The organism is Anaerococcus murdochii (genome assembly GCF_019957155.1).
Taxonomy (GTDB): domain Bacteria; phylum Bacillota; class Clostridia; order Tissierellales; family Peptoniphilaceae; genus Anaerococcus; species Anaerococcus murdochii.
On record NZ_JAIPME010000002.1, the window covers coordinates 812,869 to 831,664 of the forward strand.

Below are 18,796 nucleotides of genomic sequence, written 5' to 3' on the forward strand. Positions count from 1 at the left end.
TAATTCAGAGGCAAGGAAAAAACCAATGCCTCTGAATAATAAACTACTATTTACCTGTGTAGATTTGATAATCAATTCTGATTGATTTTTTATCTGCTCCAAGCTTGTATTCTGTACCGTCAATAAAGTCGCCATTTCCTAGTTTGTTTTTCATTGTTACGATAAGAGCTTTTGCCATACCTTCAGCGTCTTGTTTTACAGTACCAGACATTGTTCCTTTGTTGATTTCTGCAACAGCAAGGTCTGTAGCATCTACACCTACAACTACCATGTTGTCTTCAGAAGAACCAGTGTTCATACCAACTGCTTGTAGGGCTGAGATAGCACCGATTGCCATACCATCGTTGTTAGCGATAACTGCATCGATATTATCTTGGTTAGTTTGTAGCCATGTATCCATAGCTGTTTTAGCCTTATCTGTATCCCATTTAGCATCTTGGAATGCAACTTCGTTTACTTTGATGCCGTTTTCTTCAAGAGTTTTTACAGAATATTCTGTTCTTGCTTGAGCTTCTGGGTTATCAAGACCACCGTTAAGCATTACATAGTCAAGAACTCCGTTGCCGTTTCTATCCATGTCGCCTTTTTTCCAAAGATCTGTTAGGATTTGGCCTTGCATTTTACCAGCTTCTGGAGCATCTGTACCGATGAATAAGAATTCTTTTAGGTCTTCTTCTGTCATAGATTCAGTCATATCTCTGTTAAAGAATGCTGTTGGAATGCCGCTTGCTTTGATAGTTTCCATAGCTGTTGGAGCTGCAGAAATATCTACGATATTAAGAAGGATACCATCAACGTTTTGAGCTATAACGTTGTTAAGTTGGTCTGTTTGTGTACCTTGGTTGTTTTGACCATCTTGGAAAACAAGTTCTATAGAGTCGTCTTCTGCGTCAAGTTTTTCTAGTTGTTGACGAACAGAAGCGATATAGGTATCAGAACCATTGTAAAGAAGAACAGCTATTTTCTTAGTCTTACCGTCTGATTTTTCTTCTTTGCCTTCTTCAGCTTTTTCTTCTACTTTAGCTTCTTCCTTGCCTTCTTCAGCTGGTTTGTTTGAACCACAGCTGGTAATACCAAGTGATAAAGCCATCACCAATGCTAAGCTTGCAAATTTTCTAATATTCATAATTCCCTCCTGTGAATATTATAATAACGATTTCCTTATTCTAATATGATTGTTTTAGGAATCGTCCCGATCTAGCAAAACGTTTTTTATTTGCTATCGTAATTTAAATATAACCTATTTCTAAATTTCTGTCAACACTTTCTGACAATAACAAACAGAATTTTTTTAGAAAATTAGGTAAAAATTCAGGGTAAAAAGATATATAAAATATCTAATAAAGTTCTAATTTTAGGGAAAAATGCAACATTAAGATTGAGAATTAAAAAAATTAATAAAAGGGAAAATTTTTTAAAAAAAACTTTTTCCGTAAATTAAAAATAGACTATAAAAAATCTCTTAAATTCTTAAATTTTGGGTATTTATTATATAAATAGAAATAAAAAACGTTTTATTGACAAGAGCGGTGTATAGGTATATACTAGAGCCAAACAAAAACAAACATAAAAGAACACAAGGAGGCAAGATGAGTAAGGAAATTTATTTAGGAGTAGACGGCGGAGGCACAAAAACAGCCTTTATCCTAGAAAAAGATGGAAAAACTTATCTCCACAAAGAAGGCACAATCCACTTAAGCCAAATATCTAGAGACGAGTTTAAAAAGAGAATTAAAAATGCTGTAGAAGTCCTTACAAAAGAAGTGGTGATCACAAATAAGGACATTGCTTACACTTTTGTATCAGTTCCAGGCTATGGCCAATATCCAGAAGACGAAGCTTTTATAGACCAGAGCCTAAGGGAAATTTTAGGGACAGGTAATTTCAAGGTCGGCAACGACTGCCTAAATGCTTGGGCAGGTTCCCTAAACGCAAAGCCAGGTATAAACCTAATTTTAGGTACAGGATCAATAGGTTTTGGCCTTGATGATAAGGGAAATTCCCTAAGGTGTGGCGGCTGGGGCCCACTCATTTCTGATGAATCAAGTGGATATTACCTCGGTCTTAGACTCATAAATTATTTTACCAAACAAAGTGACGGCAGAATCCCAAAAACTATGCTCTATGATCTAATTAAAGAAGAACTAAAAATCGATGATGATTTTGAAATAATCCCAATGGCAGAAGGCATGACCAGGGATGAGCTAGCGGCAGTGAGCAAAATTTTAGGAAAACTCTTGGAAAACAAAGACGAGTGTGCCCTAGAATTAATAGACAAAGCTGGATACGAGGCAGCCTTAACCATAAATACCTTGGCAAAACAGCTAGACTTTGAAGGAAAAGTCCTAGCTTCTTATTCAGGCGGGGTCTTTAATCTAGGGGATGAACTAATAGGAAAAATCGAACAATATTTAGATCCAAATATCGAACTAGTAAAACCATACGCAGACCCAACCCAAGGCGCTCTAATCCTTGCTAAGAAGTTTTCTAAAGAAAATTAGCAAATATTGCAATTAAGGTGTTGACAAAAAATTATAAGCTTGTATATTGAAAGTGAACAAAAACGATAAAAAGAAAACACAAACAAACATCAATTTCAATTAAGTTTTGAGAATAAAAAGAAAAACCATTTGAAATTGGCTTAGATTTCTTGTTTGAAAAGCTGTGCGTAAAAAATATAAGGAGGCAGTATGAAAGTATTTCTAGCATCCGATATGGATGGTAAAGGGCTAAAAGATGCCCTAGTTGAAGAAGTAAAGAGACTTGGCTACGACTATGAAGACCTCACAGAAGAAGGTTTTGACCTAGTTGATAGCTCCAAGGCCGTATGCCAAAAGCTACTTGAAGTTGATGGCATGTTAACATCAGGCTCTGATGACCAATCAGTAGGCGTGGTTATCGACAAGTACGGAGCAGGTTCTTACATGGCTTGTTCTAAACACAAGGGAATGATTGCCGCAGAAGTTAGCGAAGAAAGATCAGCCCTCATGACAAAAAGACACAACGGTGCAAGAATCCTAGTTATGGGCTCAGCCATAGTTGGCGAAGAACTTGCCAAATCATGCTTAAGATCATTCTTATCCCACGGTTATGACGGTGGTCGTCACCAAATAAGAATTGATATGCTAAACAAAATGCTTTAAGGAGGTCTTTTATGAAAATAGCTTTAGGATGCGATCATATTGTAACAAGTCTTAAGATGCAGGTATCAGACCATCTTAAGAGTCTAGGCCACGAAGTTTACGACGTAGGATGCTACGATAACACCAGAACCCACTACCCAATCTACGGCAAAAGAGTCGGCGAACTTGTAGGCAGCGGTGAATGTGAACTAGGAGTAGTGCTTTGCGGTACAGGAGTTGGAATAACAACAGCTGTAAACAAGGCTTTTGGAACCAGATGTGCCCTAGTAAGGGATGTAGAAACAGCAAGAGCAGCCAAAAGAGAATTAAATGCCAATGTAATAGGCTTTGGCGGAATGATTGTTGGAAAAGACTTGGCTCTTGAAATCGTAGATGGATTCCTAGAAACTCAATACGAGGAAAGCCCTGAAAGGGAAAAAATAATCGAAAAGATAATGGCAATCGAAGAATCCTATAAAGAGGATAAAGAAAAACAAGTTGCAAACCCAGAATTTTTCACAGAATTTATTGAAAAATGGGACAGAGGCGAATATCACGATTAATTAGGAGTAAAAAATGACAAGCGAAAAGAATTTAACAAGACAAGAAATTGGTATGATTGGTTTTGAAATCGTAGCCTACGCAGGAGATGCAAGAAGCTCTCTACTAGAAGCAATCAAATGTGCAAAAAAAGGTGAATTTGACAAAATTGACGGCCTTGTAAGAGACGCTCAAGAAAACCTAAACATAGCCCACGCTAAGCAAACAGAGATGTTAGCCTTAGAGGCCCAAGGAAAAGATCTTGAAATTGGCTTTATCATGATTCACGCTCAAGACCACCTAATGACTACTATGCTCCTTAAGGATATTGTTTACGATATTTGTGAAATTTATAAAAAATAAAAGAGGTAAAAAATGAATAAATTAGTAGAAAGAATAGAAAAGTTTAAACCTTTCTTTGAAAAATTATCAAGAAATATATATCTAAGATCTATTAGAGATGGATTTATCGCTGGTATGCCAGTGGTATTATTCTCAAGTATTTTCATTCTTATTGCTTTTGTGCCAAACGCCTTTGGTATAGTTTGGAGTGATAAGACTGTAGAAATGCTTATGAAACCTTACAATTACTCTATGGGTATCCTTGGTTTCTTAGTAGCCGGTACAACAGCCAAATCCTTTACCGATATGGTAAATAGGACAATGGATAGGAGAAAACAAATAAACTTCATGTCTACCATGCTTGCGGCTATGATTGGATTTTTGATCCTTTCAGCAGATCCAGCAGGAGAAGGTGGATTCTTATCTTCATTCATGGGAACAAAAGGCCTTATTACAGCCTTCATAGCAGCCTTTGTAACAGTAAATATTTACAAAGTTTGTATGAGAAATGAAGTTACAATAAAGATGCCAAAAGAAGTGCCACCAAACATTTCTAGGGTATTTACAGATTTAATTCCATTTTCACTTGCCATAGTACTTCTTTATGGAGTTGATATTATAGTAAGAAATATGACAGGAAATAGTGTGGCTGAGTCAATTAGTTTGGGACTTGCTCCACTTTTCCAAGCTACAGATGGTTATCTTGGTTTAACATTTATCTTTGGTGCTTATGCATTTTTCTGGTTTATCGGTATCCACGGACCATCAATTGTAGAACCAGCTATAGCAGCAGTTTTATATTCAAACGCAGAAATAAACCTAAGCCTAATGCAAGCAGGCCAACACGCTGATAAGGTAATTACAGCCGGTACACAAATGTTCATAGTAACAATGGGTGGTACTGGTGCAACCCTTGTAGTGCCATTTATGTTTATGCTTCTTGCGAAATCAAAGAGAAATAAGGTGGTAGGAAGGGCATCAGTAGTGCCAACCTTCTTTGGTGTAAACGAACCAATCCTATTTGGTGCACCAATTGTACTAAACCCAGTTTTCTTTGTGCCATTTATCTTAGCTCCAATTGTAAACGTATGGATCTTTAAGTTCTTTGTTGACACACTAGGCATGAACAGCTTTACAGCCAACCTACCTTGGACAACACCAGCTCCACTAGGAATGCTATTAGGACTTAACTTCCAAGTTAAGGCAATAATTCTAATCTTTGTTCTGATAATAGTTGATACTCTAATCTACTATCCATTCTTTAGGGTGTATGATGAAGAAATCCTAGAAGAAGAAAGATCTGGAAAGACTGATGGTTCAAGCGAATTGCAAGAAAAAGTAAAGGCTAATTTCAATACAGAAAAAGCTGATAAGATTTTAGCGGAAAATAAAAAAGAAGAAACACCAGCAGAAAAAGACGCCTTAAAGGCAGATGGGGATGATGATAAACCAATAAATGTCCTCGTACTATGCGCAGGCGGCGGCACAAGCGGACTTCTTGCAAACGCTCTTAACGAAGCGGCAGAAGAATATGGAGCAAAAGTCACAGCAGTAGCAGACAGCTATGGCGCTCACAGGGATATTTTGCCAGACTTTGACCTTGTAATCCTTGCCCCACAAGTTGCTTCAAACTATGACGATATGAAACAGGAAACAGACCCACTGGGAATCAAGTTGGTTAAAACTCAAGGAGCTCAGTATATCGGTCTGTCAAGAGATGGCCAAGCTTCACTTGATTTCGTAAAAGAAAGTATGAAATAATGAGAAAATTACCTAATGATTTTATATTTGGCGGCGCAACAGCAGCCTACCAATGTGAAGGTGCAACAAAAACTGACGGCAAGGGACCAGTTGCCTGGGATAAGTATCTTGAGGAAAACTACTGGTACACAGCAGAGCCAGCTAGCGATTTTTATCACAAATATCCAGTAGACCTAAAACTTGCTGAGGAATTCGGAGTTAACGGAATCAGAATTTCTATAGCCTGGTCTAGGATATTCCCACAAGGCTTTGGAGAAGTCAACCCAAAAGGTGTTGACTTCTACCATAGGGTCTTTGCAGAATGCCATAAAAGAGGGGTGGAGCCTTTCGTAACCCTCCACCATTTTGATACTCCAGAAGCCCTTCACTCAAATGGGGACTTCTTAAATAGGGAAAATATCGAATACTTTGTCGACTATGCTAAGTTCTGTTTTGAAGAATTTAAGGAAGTGAATTTCTGGACAACCTTTAATGAAATAGGACCAATAGGCGACGGCCAATACTTGGTAGGGAAATTCCCACCAGGTATCCAATACGACTTGGCCAAAGTTTTCCAATCCCACCACAATATGATGTTAGCCCACGCCAAGGCCATCCTTGCCTACAAGGAAGGTAAATATGATGGGGAAATCGGAATTGTACACGCTCTTCCAACCAAATATCCATTTGATCCGACAGATGAGAGGGATGTGAGGGCGGCAGAACTTGAAGATATAATCCACAACAAGTTTATCCTAGATGCAACTTATCTTGGAAAATATTCTGAAAAAACCATGGAAGGCGTAAATCACATCCTTGAAGTAAACGGCGGCAGCCTTGATATTAGGGATGAAGATATTGAAATCCTAACAAAGGCTAAAGACTTAAACGACTTTTTGGGAATCAACTACTACATGAGCGATTGGATGGCCCACTTTGATGGGGAAACTGAAATTACCCACAACGGCAAAGGCGATAAGGGTGGTTCATCTTACCAAATCAAGGGAGTAGGCAAAAGAAGGTTTGATGTAGATGTGCCAAGGACCGATTGGGACTGGATGATCTATCCAAAAGGCCTCTATGATCAGATTATGAGGGTAAAAAGAGATTATCCAAACTACAAAAAAATCTATATCACAGAAAACGGCCTAGGCTATAAGGATAAATTTGAAGATAATACTGTCTATGACGATGCAAGAATTGACTATATCAAACAACACTTTGAGGCAATTTGCGATGCCATAGATAACGGGGCTGTTGTAAAGGGATACTTCCTATGGTCACTCATGGATGTATTCTCTTGGTCAAATGGCTACGAGAAGAGGTATGGTCTTTTCTATGTAGACTTTGACACCCAAGAGAGATTTCCAAAGAAATCTGCTTATTGGTACAAAGACCTCGCAGAAACTAAGGAGCTTAAATAAGACTTAACAAAAGCTTCGAGGAATGGAAAAGCAAATGTTAAAAGAAGAAAGACAAAAAATAATTCTAGATAAGCTAAAAGAAAACGACATTATCCAGGTTTCTCAAATGACAGACCTTCTAGATGTTACTGACATGACTATTAGGCGTGATTTGAAGGAACTTGAGGATAGAAATCTCCTCGTGAGGATTCACGGAGGAGCCAGCAAAATCGAAAAGGCCCGTCCAAGGGAGTTTTCAAACGAAGAAAAACTCCTCCAAAACAAGGACCTAAAGATAGAAATTGCTAAGAAAATCAATGAAATCATGGCCCCTGACCAAAATATTTTCTTGGGTGCAGGGTCTACTATAGAATATGTTAGCGAATTTATTGGAGAAAAGAAACTCAATATTTTCACCAATTCACTCTACCTTTTTAGGAAGTTAGTCTTTCTTGATAATGTGAATATTAAGCTAATTGGAGGGGAATTTAGGAGGGTGACAGGGGCCTTTGTTGGTCCCCTAAGCCTTGATCTTGTTGCAAAGATGAGGTTTAACCAGGCCTTTATTGGTGTAAACGGTATTAATAAAGGCAAGGCCTACACCTACAGCCCAGAAGAAGGAATTTTGCAGAAGATGATTTTGGATAATTCCTTTGATAGGTACTTGGTAGCAGACTCCTCCAAGCTTGGCTATGAAGACTTGTATCATTTTTATAATATAGAAGATGCAAGATTTATTACAGATTCTAAAATAAGTCCGGACCAATCCAGTGAGATTGAAAAATATACGGAAATAATTAGATAAAATTAAAAAAAGCCTTATAATAATGGTAGTGACCATTTAATATATAAAGGAGAAAAAATGATATTAACTATTACAGCGAATCCTTCTGTAGATATGTCCTACCAGCTTGATAAGCTTAATATAGACGGTGTCATAAGGACTGATAAGGTTATCAAACACGCAGGAGGTAAGGGTATCCATGTTGGTTATGTCCTTCATGATTTGGGTGCAGATGTTGTCCACTCAGGTTTTGTCGGAGGCAAGCTTGGTGAATTTATAGAAGAAGGTCTCGAACAAAGAGGTCAAAAATCAAAATTCATTAAGATAAAAGAGCCAACTAGAAATTGTCTTGCAATCCTTCACGAGGGAAAACAGACAGAAATCCTTGAGGCAGGTCCAACTATTAGCCAGGCTGAAAGAGAAGAATTTATAAGGAAACTCGACGATATAAGCGCAGGTTGCTCTGTAATTTCTATGTCAGGGTCCCTACCAAAGGGTCTTGATTCAAGTTTTTATGAAGAAATCATAGCCTACGCAAAAAGGCATGGCATCTTTGTTGCTGTCGATACATCTGGACAGACCTTAAAAGATGTCGTAAATGCTAAAATAAAACCAGATTTAATCAAGCCAAACGAAACAGAAGTGGCAGATTTGTTGGGCGAAGAAATCACCAAAGACAATATTAAAGACGCCCTAAAAAAATCTCCTCTAAGCGAGATAGAATACGTAATTGTATCCCTTGGATCAGAGGGAGCAGTTGTTAAGGCGGGAGATAGGATCTTTAAGGCAAGCGTGCCAAGGGTTACCGCAGTAAATCCTGTTGGCAGTGGCGATTCATCCCTTGCAGGGGCAATCTTTGCCATTTCCAAGGATAAAAAACCTGAAGAAGTGATCAAAACATCAATGACATGTGGACTTTTAAATGTTCTAACAGAAGAAATAGCCCATATAGAAATAGAAAAGTTTGATAAATACTACGAGCAAATCCTAGTGGAGGAAATATAAAAATGAAAATATCAAAAGAAAAATTAGCAAACCTAAAAAAACTAGTAAATGAAGACGGTGCAATTGCAGCCCTTGCCATAGACCAAAGAGGCTCTATGGAAAAAATGATGGAAAAAGCTAACCCAGACCTCAACAACGTTGAAGGAATCGGAGCCTACAAGGAATTAGTATCAAAAGAACTAACTCCATACGCATCATCAATCCTACTTGACCCAATCTATGGAGAAAAAGGAATCAAAGCTAAAGATGAAAATGCAGGCCTAATCCTATCCTACGAACAAACTGGTTATGACGAATACGACGAAGGAAGACTACCACGTCTAATCGACTTCATGAGCGTTCTAAGAGCTAAAGAAATGGGAGCAAATGCAATAAAAACCCTACTCTACTACGACTGTGATGATGAAGAAAAAACAAACGACATCAAAAAAGCTTGGGTAGAAAGAGTAGGCTATGAATGTGAAGGCCTAGGTCTACCACACTTCCTAGAAATCATCACCTACGACAGAAACATGGACTCAGAAAAGAACGCTGAATACGCAAAAGTAAGACCACACAAAGTAAACACCGCCATGAAAGAATTCTCAAACCCAAGATACAAAGTAGACGTATTAAAGGTAGAAACACCAACAAACATGAACTTTGTAGAAGGCCTAGGCAAAGATGAAGCGGTTTACACTAGAGAAGAAGCAATCAAACACTTCAAAGAACAATCTCTATCAACTGACCTCCCATACATCTTCCTATCAGGAGGAATCACAGCAAGCCTCTTCCAAGAAACACTAAAACTTGCCAAAGAAGCAGAAGCAAACTTCAACGGAGTTTTATGCGGAAGAGCAACATGGAAAGACTCAGTAGAAATCTTCGGCAAAGACCAAGCAGAAGCTAAAAAATGGCTAGAAACAACAGGCAAGGAAAACATCCAAACCCTAAACGAAGTCCTAAAACAAACAGCTCACTCTGTATTTGATAAGATAGAAGAATAATAAGGCGAAAAGCTCTGGGAAACCAGGGCTTTTTTTAGTAAAATTTAGATTAATCTATAAAATAAAAAACAAAAAAGGTATTATGATAAAGACAAGCAGAAATAATAAATGAACCTATAAGGAGACACCTATATGTTTAATAACCTAGAAGACATCCTAAGAGACCTATCCCAGGGCCTTTTCCTTCTATCAATTCCTGTAAATATCTTGTATTTTTCTTTGAACAAGCTTGATAAAAAACTTGATCAAAAACTAGGAGATAAAAATGACTAGGGAAGAAATTTTATACACCTTTTTGTTATTGGCTTGGGGAATAATCCTAGTAGTTGGAATAGTAAGGGTGAAGAGATTATTAAAATCAATAAATGATAAGATTGATAAGCTTTAATTAGGAAAACAAGGATAATTTCAAGAAAACGGGTATATATTTATTGGCAAGTATTAGTTAAAATTATGGCCAAAGCTAAAAAAGTATAACTTACACAATTATTCGAATGCGAGAGGAGAAAGAAAAATTCCTATGGAAGAAAAGGAAATAATAGAAAAATTAAAGGTGGATCCTAGAAATAAAGCATATACAGACAGGGGAATTGGTCCGATTTTTCAATTTAATAGGAATTCTAAAATTTTGATAATTGGACAAGCTCCTGGGAAAAGGGTTGAAGAAACTGGTATTTTATTCAATGACAAGAGTGGGGAAAATCTTGTCAAATGGCTTGGTATATCGGAAGATGCCCTCCATAGTGAATATTTTTCTATAATTCCAATGGATTTTTATTATCCCGGCAAGGGAAAATCAGGCGATAAGGCACCTAGATCTTTTATTGCAAAAGAATACCACCCCTTATTATTAGATGAATTAAAGAATGTTAGGCTAAGAATTTTGATAGGAGCCTATGCCCAAAAGTTTTATTTTAAGGATAAATTTAAGAAAAACCTAACCGAAACTGTAAAATCCTATGAAGACTTTCTGCCAGAATATTTTCCCCTAGTCCATCCAAGCCCCTTGAATAACAGATGGATGGCTAAGAATAAGTTTTTTGAGAAAGAAGTTTTGCCAAAATTGAAAGAAATTGTTGGAGAAATTTTATAATACAAGATAAAATTGATATTTATAGAAAGGAAGATATAATGAAAAAAATCAGCGCAAATATTTTAGAAGGTAAATTTGAACATTTGGTAGACGAAGAAAACTTGCAGATTACACATCTACAGATAAAAAAGGGCGAGGAGGTCCCAAGCCATAAGTCAGATAAAAATGTAGTAGTTGTAATTTACAAGGGAAAAGTAAATTTCACTGGAGAAAATGGGAAAGAGATAATTATCCCAGGGGACATAATTACTATGGATCCTGATGAAATGCACTCCCTAGAGGCCCTTGAAGATAGTGATTTGATGGTTATTAAGGCTAGGATATAGATGTTGAGACTTTAGGTTAATAATTATATAGTTTTAGCTTATTAGGTATAAAGAGAGGGGCCATTGACTCGTCTCTTTTTTGCTTTCATGTTTATTTACAAAATTAAAGATGATTAATTTTACCAAGCAATGAAAAGGTAAAAATTTTTTTAAAAATTAATGGTAATTACCACTAAAAAAGGGTATTAATTTAATATAAGGTTTATTAAAAATTGGGGAGGATTTATGGAGAGATTTAAGAAAATTATCATTATAATATACTATATTTGTCTTTTCATTGTTGCCTCTAATGCCTTGGCTACTAGAGACAACCTGCTGATTAGACTGTTGGCGGCCATAGTTTTGGTTGTAAGCCTTAGCAAAATTTTTAAAAAGGAAACGTGGACAAGTTTATTTGCTATTGATGCAAACAAGATTAGTTAGATATGCGACTATATATTAAAAGGAGGATTTATGTTTTACAAGGCTGATTATTTTGTTTTAGAAGACGCTATGCTTGAAGATTATTATATGGAAGTTGAAGACGGGGTCATTGTTGGTTTTTCCAAAAATGAACCGGGCGACTATGAGTATTTGGGAGAGATTGTGGCTCCTGGTCTTGTCGATACCCACATCCATGGTTACCACGGCAAGGATATTATGAATGCCGAAGAAGGGGCATTAAATGTGATTTCTAAGGGACTTTTGGAGTGCGGAGTTACTAGCTTTTTACCAACCACTCTTACAGATTCTAAAGAAAAGACAGACGCTGCCCTCAAGAGAGTTGGTGCAGAATACAAGGATGTAGAAGGGGCCAAGGTAAGGGGAGTTTTCCTTGAAGGACCATTTTTCACTGAGAAATACAAGGGCGCCCAAAATCCTGCCTACATGTCAGATCCAAAAATCGATTATTTAAAGGAATGGATTGAACTTTCAGATGGTTTGGTAAATAAAATCGCCATCGCTCCTGAAAGGGAAGGTGCAGAAGACTTTATTAGAAAGGCCAATGCAATGGGTGTTAGAGTTGCTCTCGGCCATTCTGATGCGACCTTCGACCAAGCTGTGGCTGCTGTTGATGCTGGGGCAAATATTTTTGTTCACACCTACAACGGCATGAGCGGTCTCCACCACAGAGAACCTGGCATGGTTGGTGCTGCTATGTCTACAGATGCTATTTCTGAGCTAATTTGTGACGGCCACCACGTAAATCCAAATGCAGCAAATATCCTAATGAACGCCAAGGGAAGGGACAAGATTGCCCTAATTACCGATTGCATGAGCGCTGGCGGCATGGCTGATGGGGACTATATGCTAGGAGATTTCCCTGTTAGGGTTGAGGGCGGCACAGCTAGGCTTAAGGATGGCGGCTCTCTTGCAGGTTCCATCCTTAAATTAAAGGAAGCTGTTAAAAACGTGATTGATTGGGAAATTGCTGATATTTTTGAAGCCATTCAAATGGCAAGCCTTGTGCCAGCCAAGTCTGTTGGCATAGATGATGTTTGTGGCAAGCTTAAGGAAGGCTACTCTGCTGACTTTATAGTTCTTGATTATGATATGAACCTAGAAAAAACATTTTTAAATGGCAAATTAGTTTATAGCAAATAATATAAAATATTTAAAGCTTCTCAGAAATGAGGAGCTTTTTTATGTAGGATAATGATAATCGTTATTGACAATCTTTTGAATTTTTATTATAATTATAAGGGTTAATTAAATAAATAACTAACTAACAATAAGCTTTAAATAGCTTAGGATAATTATTATATAAATTTGGAGGAATTATGAAAGTAAAACATAAAGTAAGCTTAGCTCTAGCCTTATTATTGGCGATTAATATAGTGCCTGGAAGAGTAGATGCCAGCCAGGTAATGGAAGAGATGCCTAAGCAAGAAACTATGAGTGAAGAGAAGGATGTTGAAAATCCTATATCACTTAGTGACGAAGCCACACAGGATGATGAAACAAAGGCTTTTGAGGAAAAAGTTGCTAAGGCTAAGGAAGAACTTAAAAAATATTTAGACTCAATGGATGAAGAATCTGTTGATAATCCAGCTATAGCCTACGAAGGACAAACCAAGGAAGATATCAAAAAGGCCATAGCAAGGGCAAAAGAGCTTTTAGCTGATGAATCTATAGACCAAGCTAAGCTTGAAGAAATGGAAAAGATTCCTTTTAAGAAAGTAGATGGCAAGAAACAAGGTTTATTTAGAGACTACACCCATAAGGCCTTGGTAAATTTTGAAGTAGTGGGTGAGAGGACAAATAAGAATCCTCACAACAATAAAGCCTATGTAGGACTTAGGGATAATAAAATCAAGATCAAATCAAGCTTTAAGGGCCTAAAAAAATCTGGAGAAAGCAAAAATAAATTTATAAAATTAAACTATGTTACAGAAGCTGATTATCAGGCAATGAAGCTTGATGGAGTATCAGCTGCAACACCAAAATACAAAAAACAAGAACTCCCTCAAGATGATTACATAATAAGGGAAGTAGAAGATGGCTATGAAATAGAAATCACCAAACTACCTGCAGATGCGAAATTCATCAAACCTGTAGCTCTAGTTAAATTTGCTGATGGAACATATTTTGAAAATGGTGATATAGTCTATGTCAAAAACGAAAAATCATCAGCTAAGCCAGCAAAGGCTGAAAAAGTAGATCAAAAGAGCGGAGCTACAGAAAAGGCAAGCGAGAAAAAAGAAGAAAAACTTTCAAGCAAAAAAGCTAAGGAAGTTAAGAAGGCAGACTCAACAAGCGAAGCTACAAAGAAAGATAAAAAAGAAGAAGCTAAAGTAGGAGCTAAAGCTGCAGCCAAAAACGCAAAAACAGGCGTGGCATCTTCAATAGCAGCTATCCTAACTCTAGGAGCAAGTTCAACAGCTCTCTTTGCAAGTAAAAAAAGAAAATAATATTCTAAAGAGTCCTTGGGACTCTTTTTTTTTAAAAAATCATTTATAGGTCCTGTATATTTATTTGGAAAAACCGTTTGCTTGGTTTATAATAAGCTTATAAAGCATTTTAAATTTAAGTAAAGCAAAAGGAGATAGAGATGACAGATTATAGGATTGAAAGAGATTCTTTAGGAGACCTTAGGATTCCAAAAGACGCTTATTATGGAGCAAATGCCTATAGGGCCTACGAAAATTTCAAAATTACGGGCAAGGCCATGGACCCATATTTTATAAGGGCAATCGTTGAAATCAAGAAGGCTTGTGCCATTCAAAACAACAAGGTTGGCATACTTTCAGATAAGAAAAGCAAGGCTATTGTTGCAGCTTGTGATGAGGTTTTAGCAGGTTCATACATAGAAGATTTCATCGTTGACCCTATCCAAGGTGGGGCTGGTACTTCTTTTAATATGAATGCCAACGAAGTTATTGCAAATATTGCAAATGTGGCCCTTGGAGGCACCCTTGGTCACTACGAACACATCCACCCAAATGACCACGTAAACCTCGGCCAATCTACCAACGACGTTATACCAACAGCTGGCAAAATCGCTATAATCCGCTATATAGAAGACCTTGCGGAAGATACAGAAAAATTAATCGCTGCCCTTGATAAAAAGGCAGAAGACTTTGACGACTATGTAAAAATGGGTCGTACTCAGCTCCAAGATGCTGTTCCAATCACCCTTGGCCAAGAATTTAAGGCCTATTCTAGGGTTGTGGAAAGGGGACTTTTGAGGTTTAAAGAAGCCATCAAAGAGCTTTCTTCAATCAACCTAGGCGGCACAGCTGTAGGCACCGGCCTTAATGCTGACGATGAATTTGTAGAAAATATTGACAAAGTCCTAAAGGAAATCACAGGCCTTGATTTAAGACAAGCAGAAGATTTGATTGACTCCACCCAAAACCTAGATGGATTTTTATTCACATCTTCTGTACTTAAAACATTTGCTGCCAGCCTTTCAAAGGTAGCAAACGACCTAAGGCTCTTATCTTCAGGCCCAACCACAGGTATTTCAGACTTTAAACTCCCAGCCAAACAGGCAGGATCTTCAATCATGCCAGGCAAGGTAAACCCAGTTATACCAGAGGTTGTAAATCAGGTTGCCTTTTTGGTTGTAGGTAATGACCTAACAGTAACCATGGCAGTTGAGGCTGGTCAATTAGAGCTAAATGCCTTTGAACCAATTATTTTCTACGCCCTAATCCAGTCAATAACAAGCCTTAGGGGAGCTATTCAAACCCTAACAGTAAATTGTATAGAAGGCATTACAGCCAACAAGGAAAAACTAAGGGCCAAGGTAGAAAATTCTGTAGGAATAATTACCGCCTTTGCCCCACACATAGGCTATGATATGGCTTCAACAATTGCCAAAGAGTCTATGAGAGAAGGTAGGCCAATCAGAGACCTAATTCTTGAAAAAGGCCTCATGACAAGTGCTGAGGTTGATAAGATTTTAGATTACAGAAAGATGACCAAACCTGGCATCCTAGACGAAGAACACATGGAGACACATTAATGGATTTTAGGATAGAAAAAGATTCTATGGGGGAAATCAAGGTCGCAAATGACAAGCTTTGGGGAGCTCAAACCCAAAGGTCTTATGAAAATTTTCCCCAAGGTGTGGCAAGAATGCCCCTTGAACAAATCAAATCCATGGTTATTGTTAAAAAGGCAGCGGCCATAGTAAATAATACCCAAGGCAAACTTGATGATGCCTATAAAGAAGCCATTGTGGCAGCTTGCGACAAGGTATTGGCGGGTGACTTTGAGGACCAATTTCCACTTACAGTCTATCAAACAGGGTCAGGTACCCAGACAAATATGAATGTAAATGAGGTTATAGCTCATTTGGCAAACCAAATTTTGGGTCAAGACCTAATCCACCCAAACGATCACGTCAATATGAGTCAGTCAACAAATGACTCATTTCCAACAGCTATCCACCTTACAAGCCTAAAGATGATAAATGAAAACTTACTTCCAGAAGTTGATGCTCTAGCTGATGAATTTTATAAAAGGGCAGAGGACTTTGAGGGGATAATCAAAACCGGCAGGACCCACCTCCAGGACGCAACTCCTCTTAGGCTCTCAGATGAAATAAAAACTTACGGAGACCTTATAAAAAGGGACGGGGATTATATAAGAGAATCCGCCAAGGCCTTGGAATTTCTAGCAATCGGCGGCACAGCTGTGGGCACAGGTCTAAATACCAAGGAAGGCTACGATACAAAAATGGCTGAAGTCTTATCAGAACTTACAGGCCTAGATTTGAGGGCTGATTCAAACAAGTTCCTCCAATTATCAAGCAAGCATGGCATGGCTAAGGCCCACGTGGCAATCAAAATCCTTGCCTCAGACCTATTAAAAATCGCTGAAGACATAAGATTTTTATCATCAGGTCCAAGAACAGGGATTGGCGAATTAATTATTCCGTCAAATGAGCCAGGATCATCAATCATGCCTGGCAAGGTAAACCCAACCCAGGTTGAGATGCTCGCTATGATTTGCCTTGAAGTAATGGCAAATGACCAGGCAATAACCATGGCAAATGGTCTTGGCCAACTCGAGCTAAATGCCTATATGCCGCTAATAATTTACAAGATGGTGGATTCTGTAAAAATCTTATACAAAGGACTTCATTCCTTTAATATCCACCTAGTAAAGGGCCTTGCCCCTAATGAGGAAAAAATTGCGGAAAATCTTGAAAAATCCCTCATGCTTGTGACAGCCCTTTCCCCACATATAGGCTATGATAAGGCAAGCCAGATGGCAAAATTTGCCCATAAAGAAGGGATAAGCCTCAGAGAAGCCAACCAAAGGATTGGCTTTGTGACAGATGAAGAATTTATAAAAATAGTAGATCCAAAAAAGATGGTGTAAATGAAAGAATATATCAAAAAAGGCTCTTGGAATGACAGAGCCTTTCAATTTTTAAACAAGTTAATTGCTGACCACGGCAGGGATAATCCGGCCTATAATCTACAAAAAAAGCCCTTTGCAGTCTTTGATTGGGACAATACTTCCATAATCGGAGATGTGGAAGAGGCGGCCTTTTATTATTTGGTGACACAACTCGCTTTCAAAATAAATCCTGAAGAACTTTACCATATAATTAGGAAAAATGTTGATAAGGGAGATTTTAAAGATCCTTATAAAAACCTTGACGGAAATCCTATGAATATAGACCAGATTTCAGCTGATATTTACGATGTCTATAAGAGACTTTATGGAACTTCCGACAGGCTAGGTGGCGACGTTCCTTTTAATCTTATCAAAGAAACCAATGCCTATAAAGAATTTGTGGCTAAGATGTTTTTCCGATACAAGGCAGCCCAATACGACAAAAAGGCTAGAGATCCTTATTGCTGGATGACCTTTCTTTTTACAAACTATAAGCAAAATGAAATTGAAGAATTTTGTGATAAGGCTTTCAAATTTGTAAAAAAAGAGGAGGCGAGAAGGGAGATTTTCACATCTCCAGAAATAGAATCACAAGCCGGTAGGATTTCTGTTTCTTATTTTGTAGGCATGGGCGATATTCCAGAAATGGCTGATCTTTTCCACACTCTAGAGCGAGAGGGTATTGATGTGTACGTCGTTTCTGCATCCTTCATTGACATAGTAAGGGCTTTTGCTACTAAAAATTCCTATAAATTTGATGGGGAAAAAGTCCTTGGTCTAAGACTAGCCAAGGATGAGGAAGGCAAAGTCCTCCCAGAACTCGACCACTCTTATCCCCTTACCCAAAAATCAGGCAAGTCAGAAACCATTAAAAAATTAATTCAAAATGAAACTAACTATGGGCCAATCCTAGTTGGCGGCGACAGTGACGGCGACTACGCCATGCTCACTGATTTTAAGGAAACTGATTTGGGTATAATTATTGATAGACAGAGGCATGGAGAGATTAATAAGCTAAAGGACGAGGCCCTAGCAGGGTCTAGGACCTATATCCTCCAGGCCAGAGACCAATATGGGAAGAAATTTATCAGAGAAGAAAGGTCAATTTAATGTATTTTGAAGACTATGAAATAGGGACGATCTATAAAGATATAGAGCCTATCAGTTTTACAGAAGAAGAGTTAATTTACTACGGAGAAAAATACGACCCAAGACCAATTCATACCGATAAAAAAGCTGCCGAAAAATCTCCCTTTGGCCAAATTATAGCTCCAGGATCTTTTTCCAATATGGCTTTTTGGGGCCAGTGGGTAAAGACAAAAAATGACAAGGAAGGGATGATAGCAGGGATTGGAATCTCATATGCCAGGTGGCACAAGCCGGTATTTGCCAATGTAAAATACACTATAGAAGTAGAAATTATTGACAAAAAGATTTGGAAAGAAGGTAAAAATGGCCAGGTCACTTTTATGATGAGGGCCTTTGATCCCCAAGGCGACCTTGTAAGTGAATACAGTCCCTATGGATTGGTCCGCTGTAGGCAAAATTAAATAGGAATTATTTAAGAAATTTTTTAATTTTTGAAAAAACAAAACTCAACCTAGGTTTTATAAAAAACCT

At 37.9% G+C, this 18,796-nt stretch carries 21 protein-coding genes; 20 read left to right on the top strand and 1 reads right to left on the bottom strand.

Annotation, left to right across the window (positions count from 1 at the left end; all coding sequences use genetic code 11):
* Positions 1-46 precede the first annotated feature (46 nt).
* Positions 47-1,126, bottom strand: a complete 1,080-nt coding sequence (locus K8P03_RS04170) for a galactose ABC transporter substrate-binding protein (RefSeq protein WP_223418560.1) — start codon at positions 1,124-1,126, stop codon at positions 47-49.
* 463 nt (positions 1,127-1,589) lie between these two features.
* Between K8P03_RS04170 and K8P03_RS04175 the strand changes: the two genes are divergently transcribed.
* The 20 genes from K8P03_RS04175 (at position 1,590) to K8P03_RS04265 (ending at position 18,726) form a co-directional block, all read left to right on the top strand.
* Positions 1,590-2,501, top strand: a complete 912-nt coding sequence (locus K8P03_RS04175) for an N-acetylglucosamine kinase (RefSeq protein ID WP_223418562.1) — start codon at positions 1,590-1,592, stop codon at positions 2,499-2,501.
* A gap of 189 nt (positions 2,502-2,690) precedes the next feature.
* Positions 2,691-3,143, top strand: a complete 453-nt coding sequence (locus tag K8P03_RS04180) for an RpiB/LacA/LacB family sugar-phosphate isomerase (RefSeq protein ID WP_223418565.1) — start codon at positions 2,691-2,693, stop codon at positions 3,141-3,143.
* An 11-nt stretch (positions 3,144-3,154) separates the two neighbouring features.
* Positions 3,155-3,685, top strand: coding sequence for a galactose-6-phosphate isomerase subunit LacB (gene lacB, locus K8P03_RS04185; protein ID WP_223418567.1), 531 nt, complete (start codon positions 3,155-3,157; stop codon positions 3,683-3,685).
* Positions 3,686-3,698: 13 nt separating this feature from the next.
* Entirely contained in the window at positions 3,699-4,025 is a 327-nt protein-coding gene (locus K8P03_RS04190) for a PTS lactose/cellobiose transporter subunit IIA (RefSeq protein WP_223418570.1), read from the top strand.
* A gap of 12 nt (positions 4,026-4,037) precedes the next feature.
* Entirely contained in the window at positions 4,038-5,765 is a 1,728-nt protein-coding gene (locus K8P03_RS04195) for a lactose-specific PTS transporter subunit EIIC (protein ID WP_223418573.1), read from the top strand.
* On the top strand, positions 5,765-7,168 hold the full coding sequence (lacG, locus tag K8P03_RS04200) for a 6-phospho-beta-galactosidase (RefSeq protein ID WP_223418575.1): 1,404 nt from the start codon (positions 5,765-5,767) through the stop codon (positions 7,166-7,168). The genes K8P03_RS04195 and lacG overlap by 1 nt, the downstream gene beginning before the upstream one ends.
* A gap of 34 nt (positions 7,169-7,202) precedes the next feature.
* Positions 7,203-7,952, top strand: coding sequence for a DeoR/GlpR family DNA-binding transcription regulator (locus tag K8P03_RS04205; protein ID WP_223418577.1), 750 nt, complete (start codon positions 7,203-7,205; stop codon positions 7,950-7,952).
* Positions 7,953-8,009: 57 nt separating this feature from the next.
* Positions 8,010-8,936 (top strand): 1-phosphofructokinase family hexose kinase, encoded by a 927-nt coding sequence (locus K8P03_RS04210; RefSeq protein WP_223418580.1) that lies wholly within the window; start codon positions 8,010-8,012, stop codon positions 8,934-8,936.
* Positions 8,937-8,938: 2 nt separating this feature from the next.
* Positions 8,939-9,922 (top strand): tagatose 1,6-diphosphate aldolase, encoded by a 984-nt coding sequence (locus K8P03_RS04215; protein ID WP_223418582.1) that lies wholly within the window; start codon positions 8,939-8,941, stop codon positions 9,920-9,922.
* A 132-nt stretch (positions 9,923-10,054) separates the two neighbouring features.
* Positions 10,055-10,195, top strand: coding sequence for a hypothetical protein (locus K8P03_RS04220; RefSeq protein WP_223418584.1), 141 nt, complete (start codon positions 10,055-10,057; stop codon positions 10,193-10,195).
* Positions 10,188-10,310 carry a hypothetical protein gene (locus K8P03_RS11215; protein WP_263285020.1) on the top strand — a complete coding sequence of 41 codons (123 nt, stop codon included), beginning with the start codon at positions 10,188-10,190 and terminating at the stop codon, positions 10,308-10,310. Before K8P03_RS04220 ends, K8P03_RS11215 begins: the two co-directional genes overlap by 8 nt.
* 132 nt (positions 10,311-10,442) lie before the next feature.
* Positions 10,443-11,015 carry a uracil-DNA glycosylase family protein gene (locus K8P03_RS04225; RefSeq protein WP_223418586.1) on the top strand — a complete coding sequence of 191 codons (573 nt, stop codon included), beginning with the start codon at positions 10,443-10,445 and terminating at the stop codon, positions 11,013-11,015.
* Positions 11,016-11,053: 38 nt separating this feature from the next.
* Positions 11,054-11,341, top strand: a complete 288-nt coding sequence (locus K8P03_RS04230; protein ID WP_223418589.1) for an AraC family ligand binding domain-containing protein — start codon at positions 11,054-11,056, stop codon at positions 11,339-11,341.
* Positions 11,342-11,566: 225 nt separating this feature from the next.
* The gene (locus K8P03_RS04235; RefSeq protein ID WP_223418591.1) at positions 11,567-11,764 is read left to right on the top strand and encodes a hypothetical protein; all 198 of its coding nucleotides are present in this window, start codon (positions 11,567-11,569) and stop codon (positions 11,762-11,764) included.
* Between the two features lie 30 nt (positions 11,765-11,794).
* Positions 11,795-12,925 (top strand): N-acetylglucosamine-6-phosphate deacetylase, encoded by a 1,131-nt coding sequence (gene nagA, locus K8P03_RS04240; RefSeq protein WP_223418594.1) that lies wholly within the window; start codon positions 11,795-11,797, stop codon positions 12,923-12,925.
* A 176-nt stretch (positions 12,926-13,101) separates the two neighbouring features.
* Positions 13,102-14,232, top strand: coding sequence for a sortase (locus K8P03_RS04245; protein ID WP_223418596.1), 1,131 nt, complete (start codon positions 13,102-13,104; stop codon positions 14,230-14,232).
* A 140-nt stretch (positions 14,233-14,372) separates the two neighbouring features.
* Positions 14,373-15,791: an aspartate ammonia-lyase gene (locus K8P03_RS04250; protein ID WP_223418599.1), complete on the top strand. Its 1,419-nt coding sequence runs from the start codon at positions 14,373-14,375 to the stop codon at positions 15,789-15,791.
* A complete protein-coding gene (locus K8P03_RS04255; protein ID WP_223418602.1) occupies positions 15,791-17,155 on the top strand; it encodes a class II fumarate hydratase in 1,365 nt (454 codons plus the stop codon). The genes K8P03_RS04250 and K8P03_RS04255 overlap by 1 nt, the downstream gene beginning before the upstream one ends.
* Positions 17,156-18,286, top strand: a complete 1,131-nt coding sequence (locus tag K8P03_RS04260; protein ID WP_223418604.1) for a haloacid dehalogenase-like hydrolase — start codon at positions 17,156-17,158, stop codon at positions 18,284-18,286.
* The gene (locus tag K8P03_RS04265; RefSeq protein WP_223418606.1) at positions 18,286-18,726 is read left to right on the top strand and encodes a MaoC family dehydratase; all 441 of its coding nucleotides are present in this window, start codon (positions 18,286-18,288) and stop codon (positions 18,724-18,726) included. Before K8P03_RS04260 ends, K8P03_RS04265 begins: the two co-directional genes overlap by 1 nt.
* Positions 18,727-18,796 lie beyond the last annotated feature (70 nt).

Bases quoted from the DNA above. Each gene is read 5' to 3' on its own strand.
- K8P03_RS04170 (WP_223418560.1), bottom strand. From the start codon at position 1,126: ATGAATATTAGAAAATTTGCAAGCTTAGCATTGGTGATGGCTTTATCA.
- K8P03_RS04175 (WP_223418562.1), top strand. From the start codon at position 1,590: ATGAGTAAGGAAATTTATTTAGGAGTAGACGGCGGAGGCACAAAAACA.
- K8P03_RS04180 (WP_223418565.1), top strand. From the start codon at position 2,691: ATGAAAGTATTTCTAGCATCCGATATGGATGGTAAAGGGCTAAAAGAT.
- lacB (WP_223418567.1), top strand. From the start codon at position 3,155: ATGAAAATAGCTTTAGGATGCGATCATATTGTAACAAGTCTTAAGATG.
- K8P03_RS04190 (WP_223418570.1), top strand. From the start codon at position 3,699: ATGACAAGCGAAAAGAATTTAACAAGACAAGAAATTGGTATGATTGGT.
- K8P03_RS04195 (WP_223418573.1), top strand. From the start codon at position 4,038: ATGAATAAATTAGTAGAAAGAATAGAAAAGTTTAAACCTTTCTTTGAA.
- lacG (WP_223418575.1), top strand. From the start codon at position 5,765: ATGAGAAAATTACCTAATGATTTTATATTTGGCGGCGCAACAGCAGCC.
- K8P03_RS04205 (WP_223418577.1), top strand. From the start codon at position 7,203: ATGTTAAAAGAAGAAAGACAAAAAATAATTCTAGATAAGCTAAAAGAA.
- K8P03_RS04210 (WP_223418580.1), top strand. From the start codon at position 8,010: ATGATATTAACTATTACAGCGAATCCTTCTGTAGATATGTCCTACCAG.
- K8P03_RS04215 (WP_223418582.1), top strand. From the start codon at position 8,939: ATGAAAATATCAAAAGAAAAATTAGCAAACCTAAAAAAACTAGTAAAT.
- K8P03_RS04220 (WP_223418584.1), top strand. From the start codon at position 10,055: ATGTTTAATAACCTAGAAGACATCCTAAGAGACCTATCCCAGGGCCTT.
- K8P03_RS11215 (WP_263285020.1), top strand. From the start codon at position 10,188: ATGACTAGGGAAGAAATTTTATACACCTTTTTGTTATTGGCTTGGGGA.
- K8P03_RS04225 (WP_223418586.1), top strand. From the start codon at position 10,443: ATGGAAGAAAAGGAAATAATAGAAAAATTAAAGGTGGATCCTAGAAAT.
- K8P03_RS04230 (WP_223418589.1), top strand. From the start codon at position 11,054: ATGAAAAAAATCAGCGCAAATATTTTAGAAGGTAAATTTGAACATTTG.
- K8P03_RS04235 (WP_223418591.1), top strand. From the start codon at position 11,567: ATGGAGAGATTTAAGAAAATTATCATTATAATATACTATATTTGTCTT.
- nagA (WP_223418594.1), top strand. From the start codon at position 11,795: ATGTTTTACAAGGCTGATTATTTTGTTTTAGAAGACGCTATGCTTGAA.
- K8P03_RS04245 (WP_223418596.1), top strand. From the start codon at position 13,102: ATGAAAGTAAAACATAAAGTAAGCTTAGCTCTAGCCTTATTATTGGCG.
- K8P03_RS04250 (WP_223418599.1), top strand. From the start codon at position 14,373: ATGACAGATTATAGGATTGAAAGAGATTCTTTAGGAGACCTTAGGATT.
- K8P03_RS04255 (WP_223418602.1), top strand. From the start codon at position 15,791: ATGGATTTTAGGATAGAAAAAGATTCTATGGGGGAAATCAAGGTCGCA.
- K8P03_RS04260 (WP_223418604.1), top strand. From the start codon at position 17,156: ATGAAAGAATATATCAAAAAAGGCTCTTGGAATGACAGAGCCTTTCAA.
- K8P03_RS04265 (WP_223418606.1), top strand. From the start codon at position 18,286: ATGTATTTTGAAGACTATGAAATAGGGACGATCTATAAAGATATAGAG.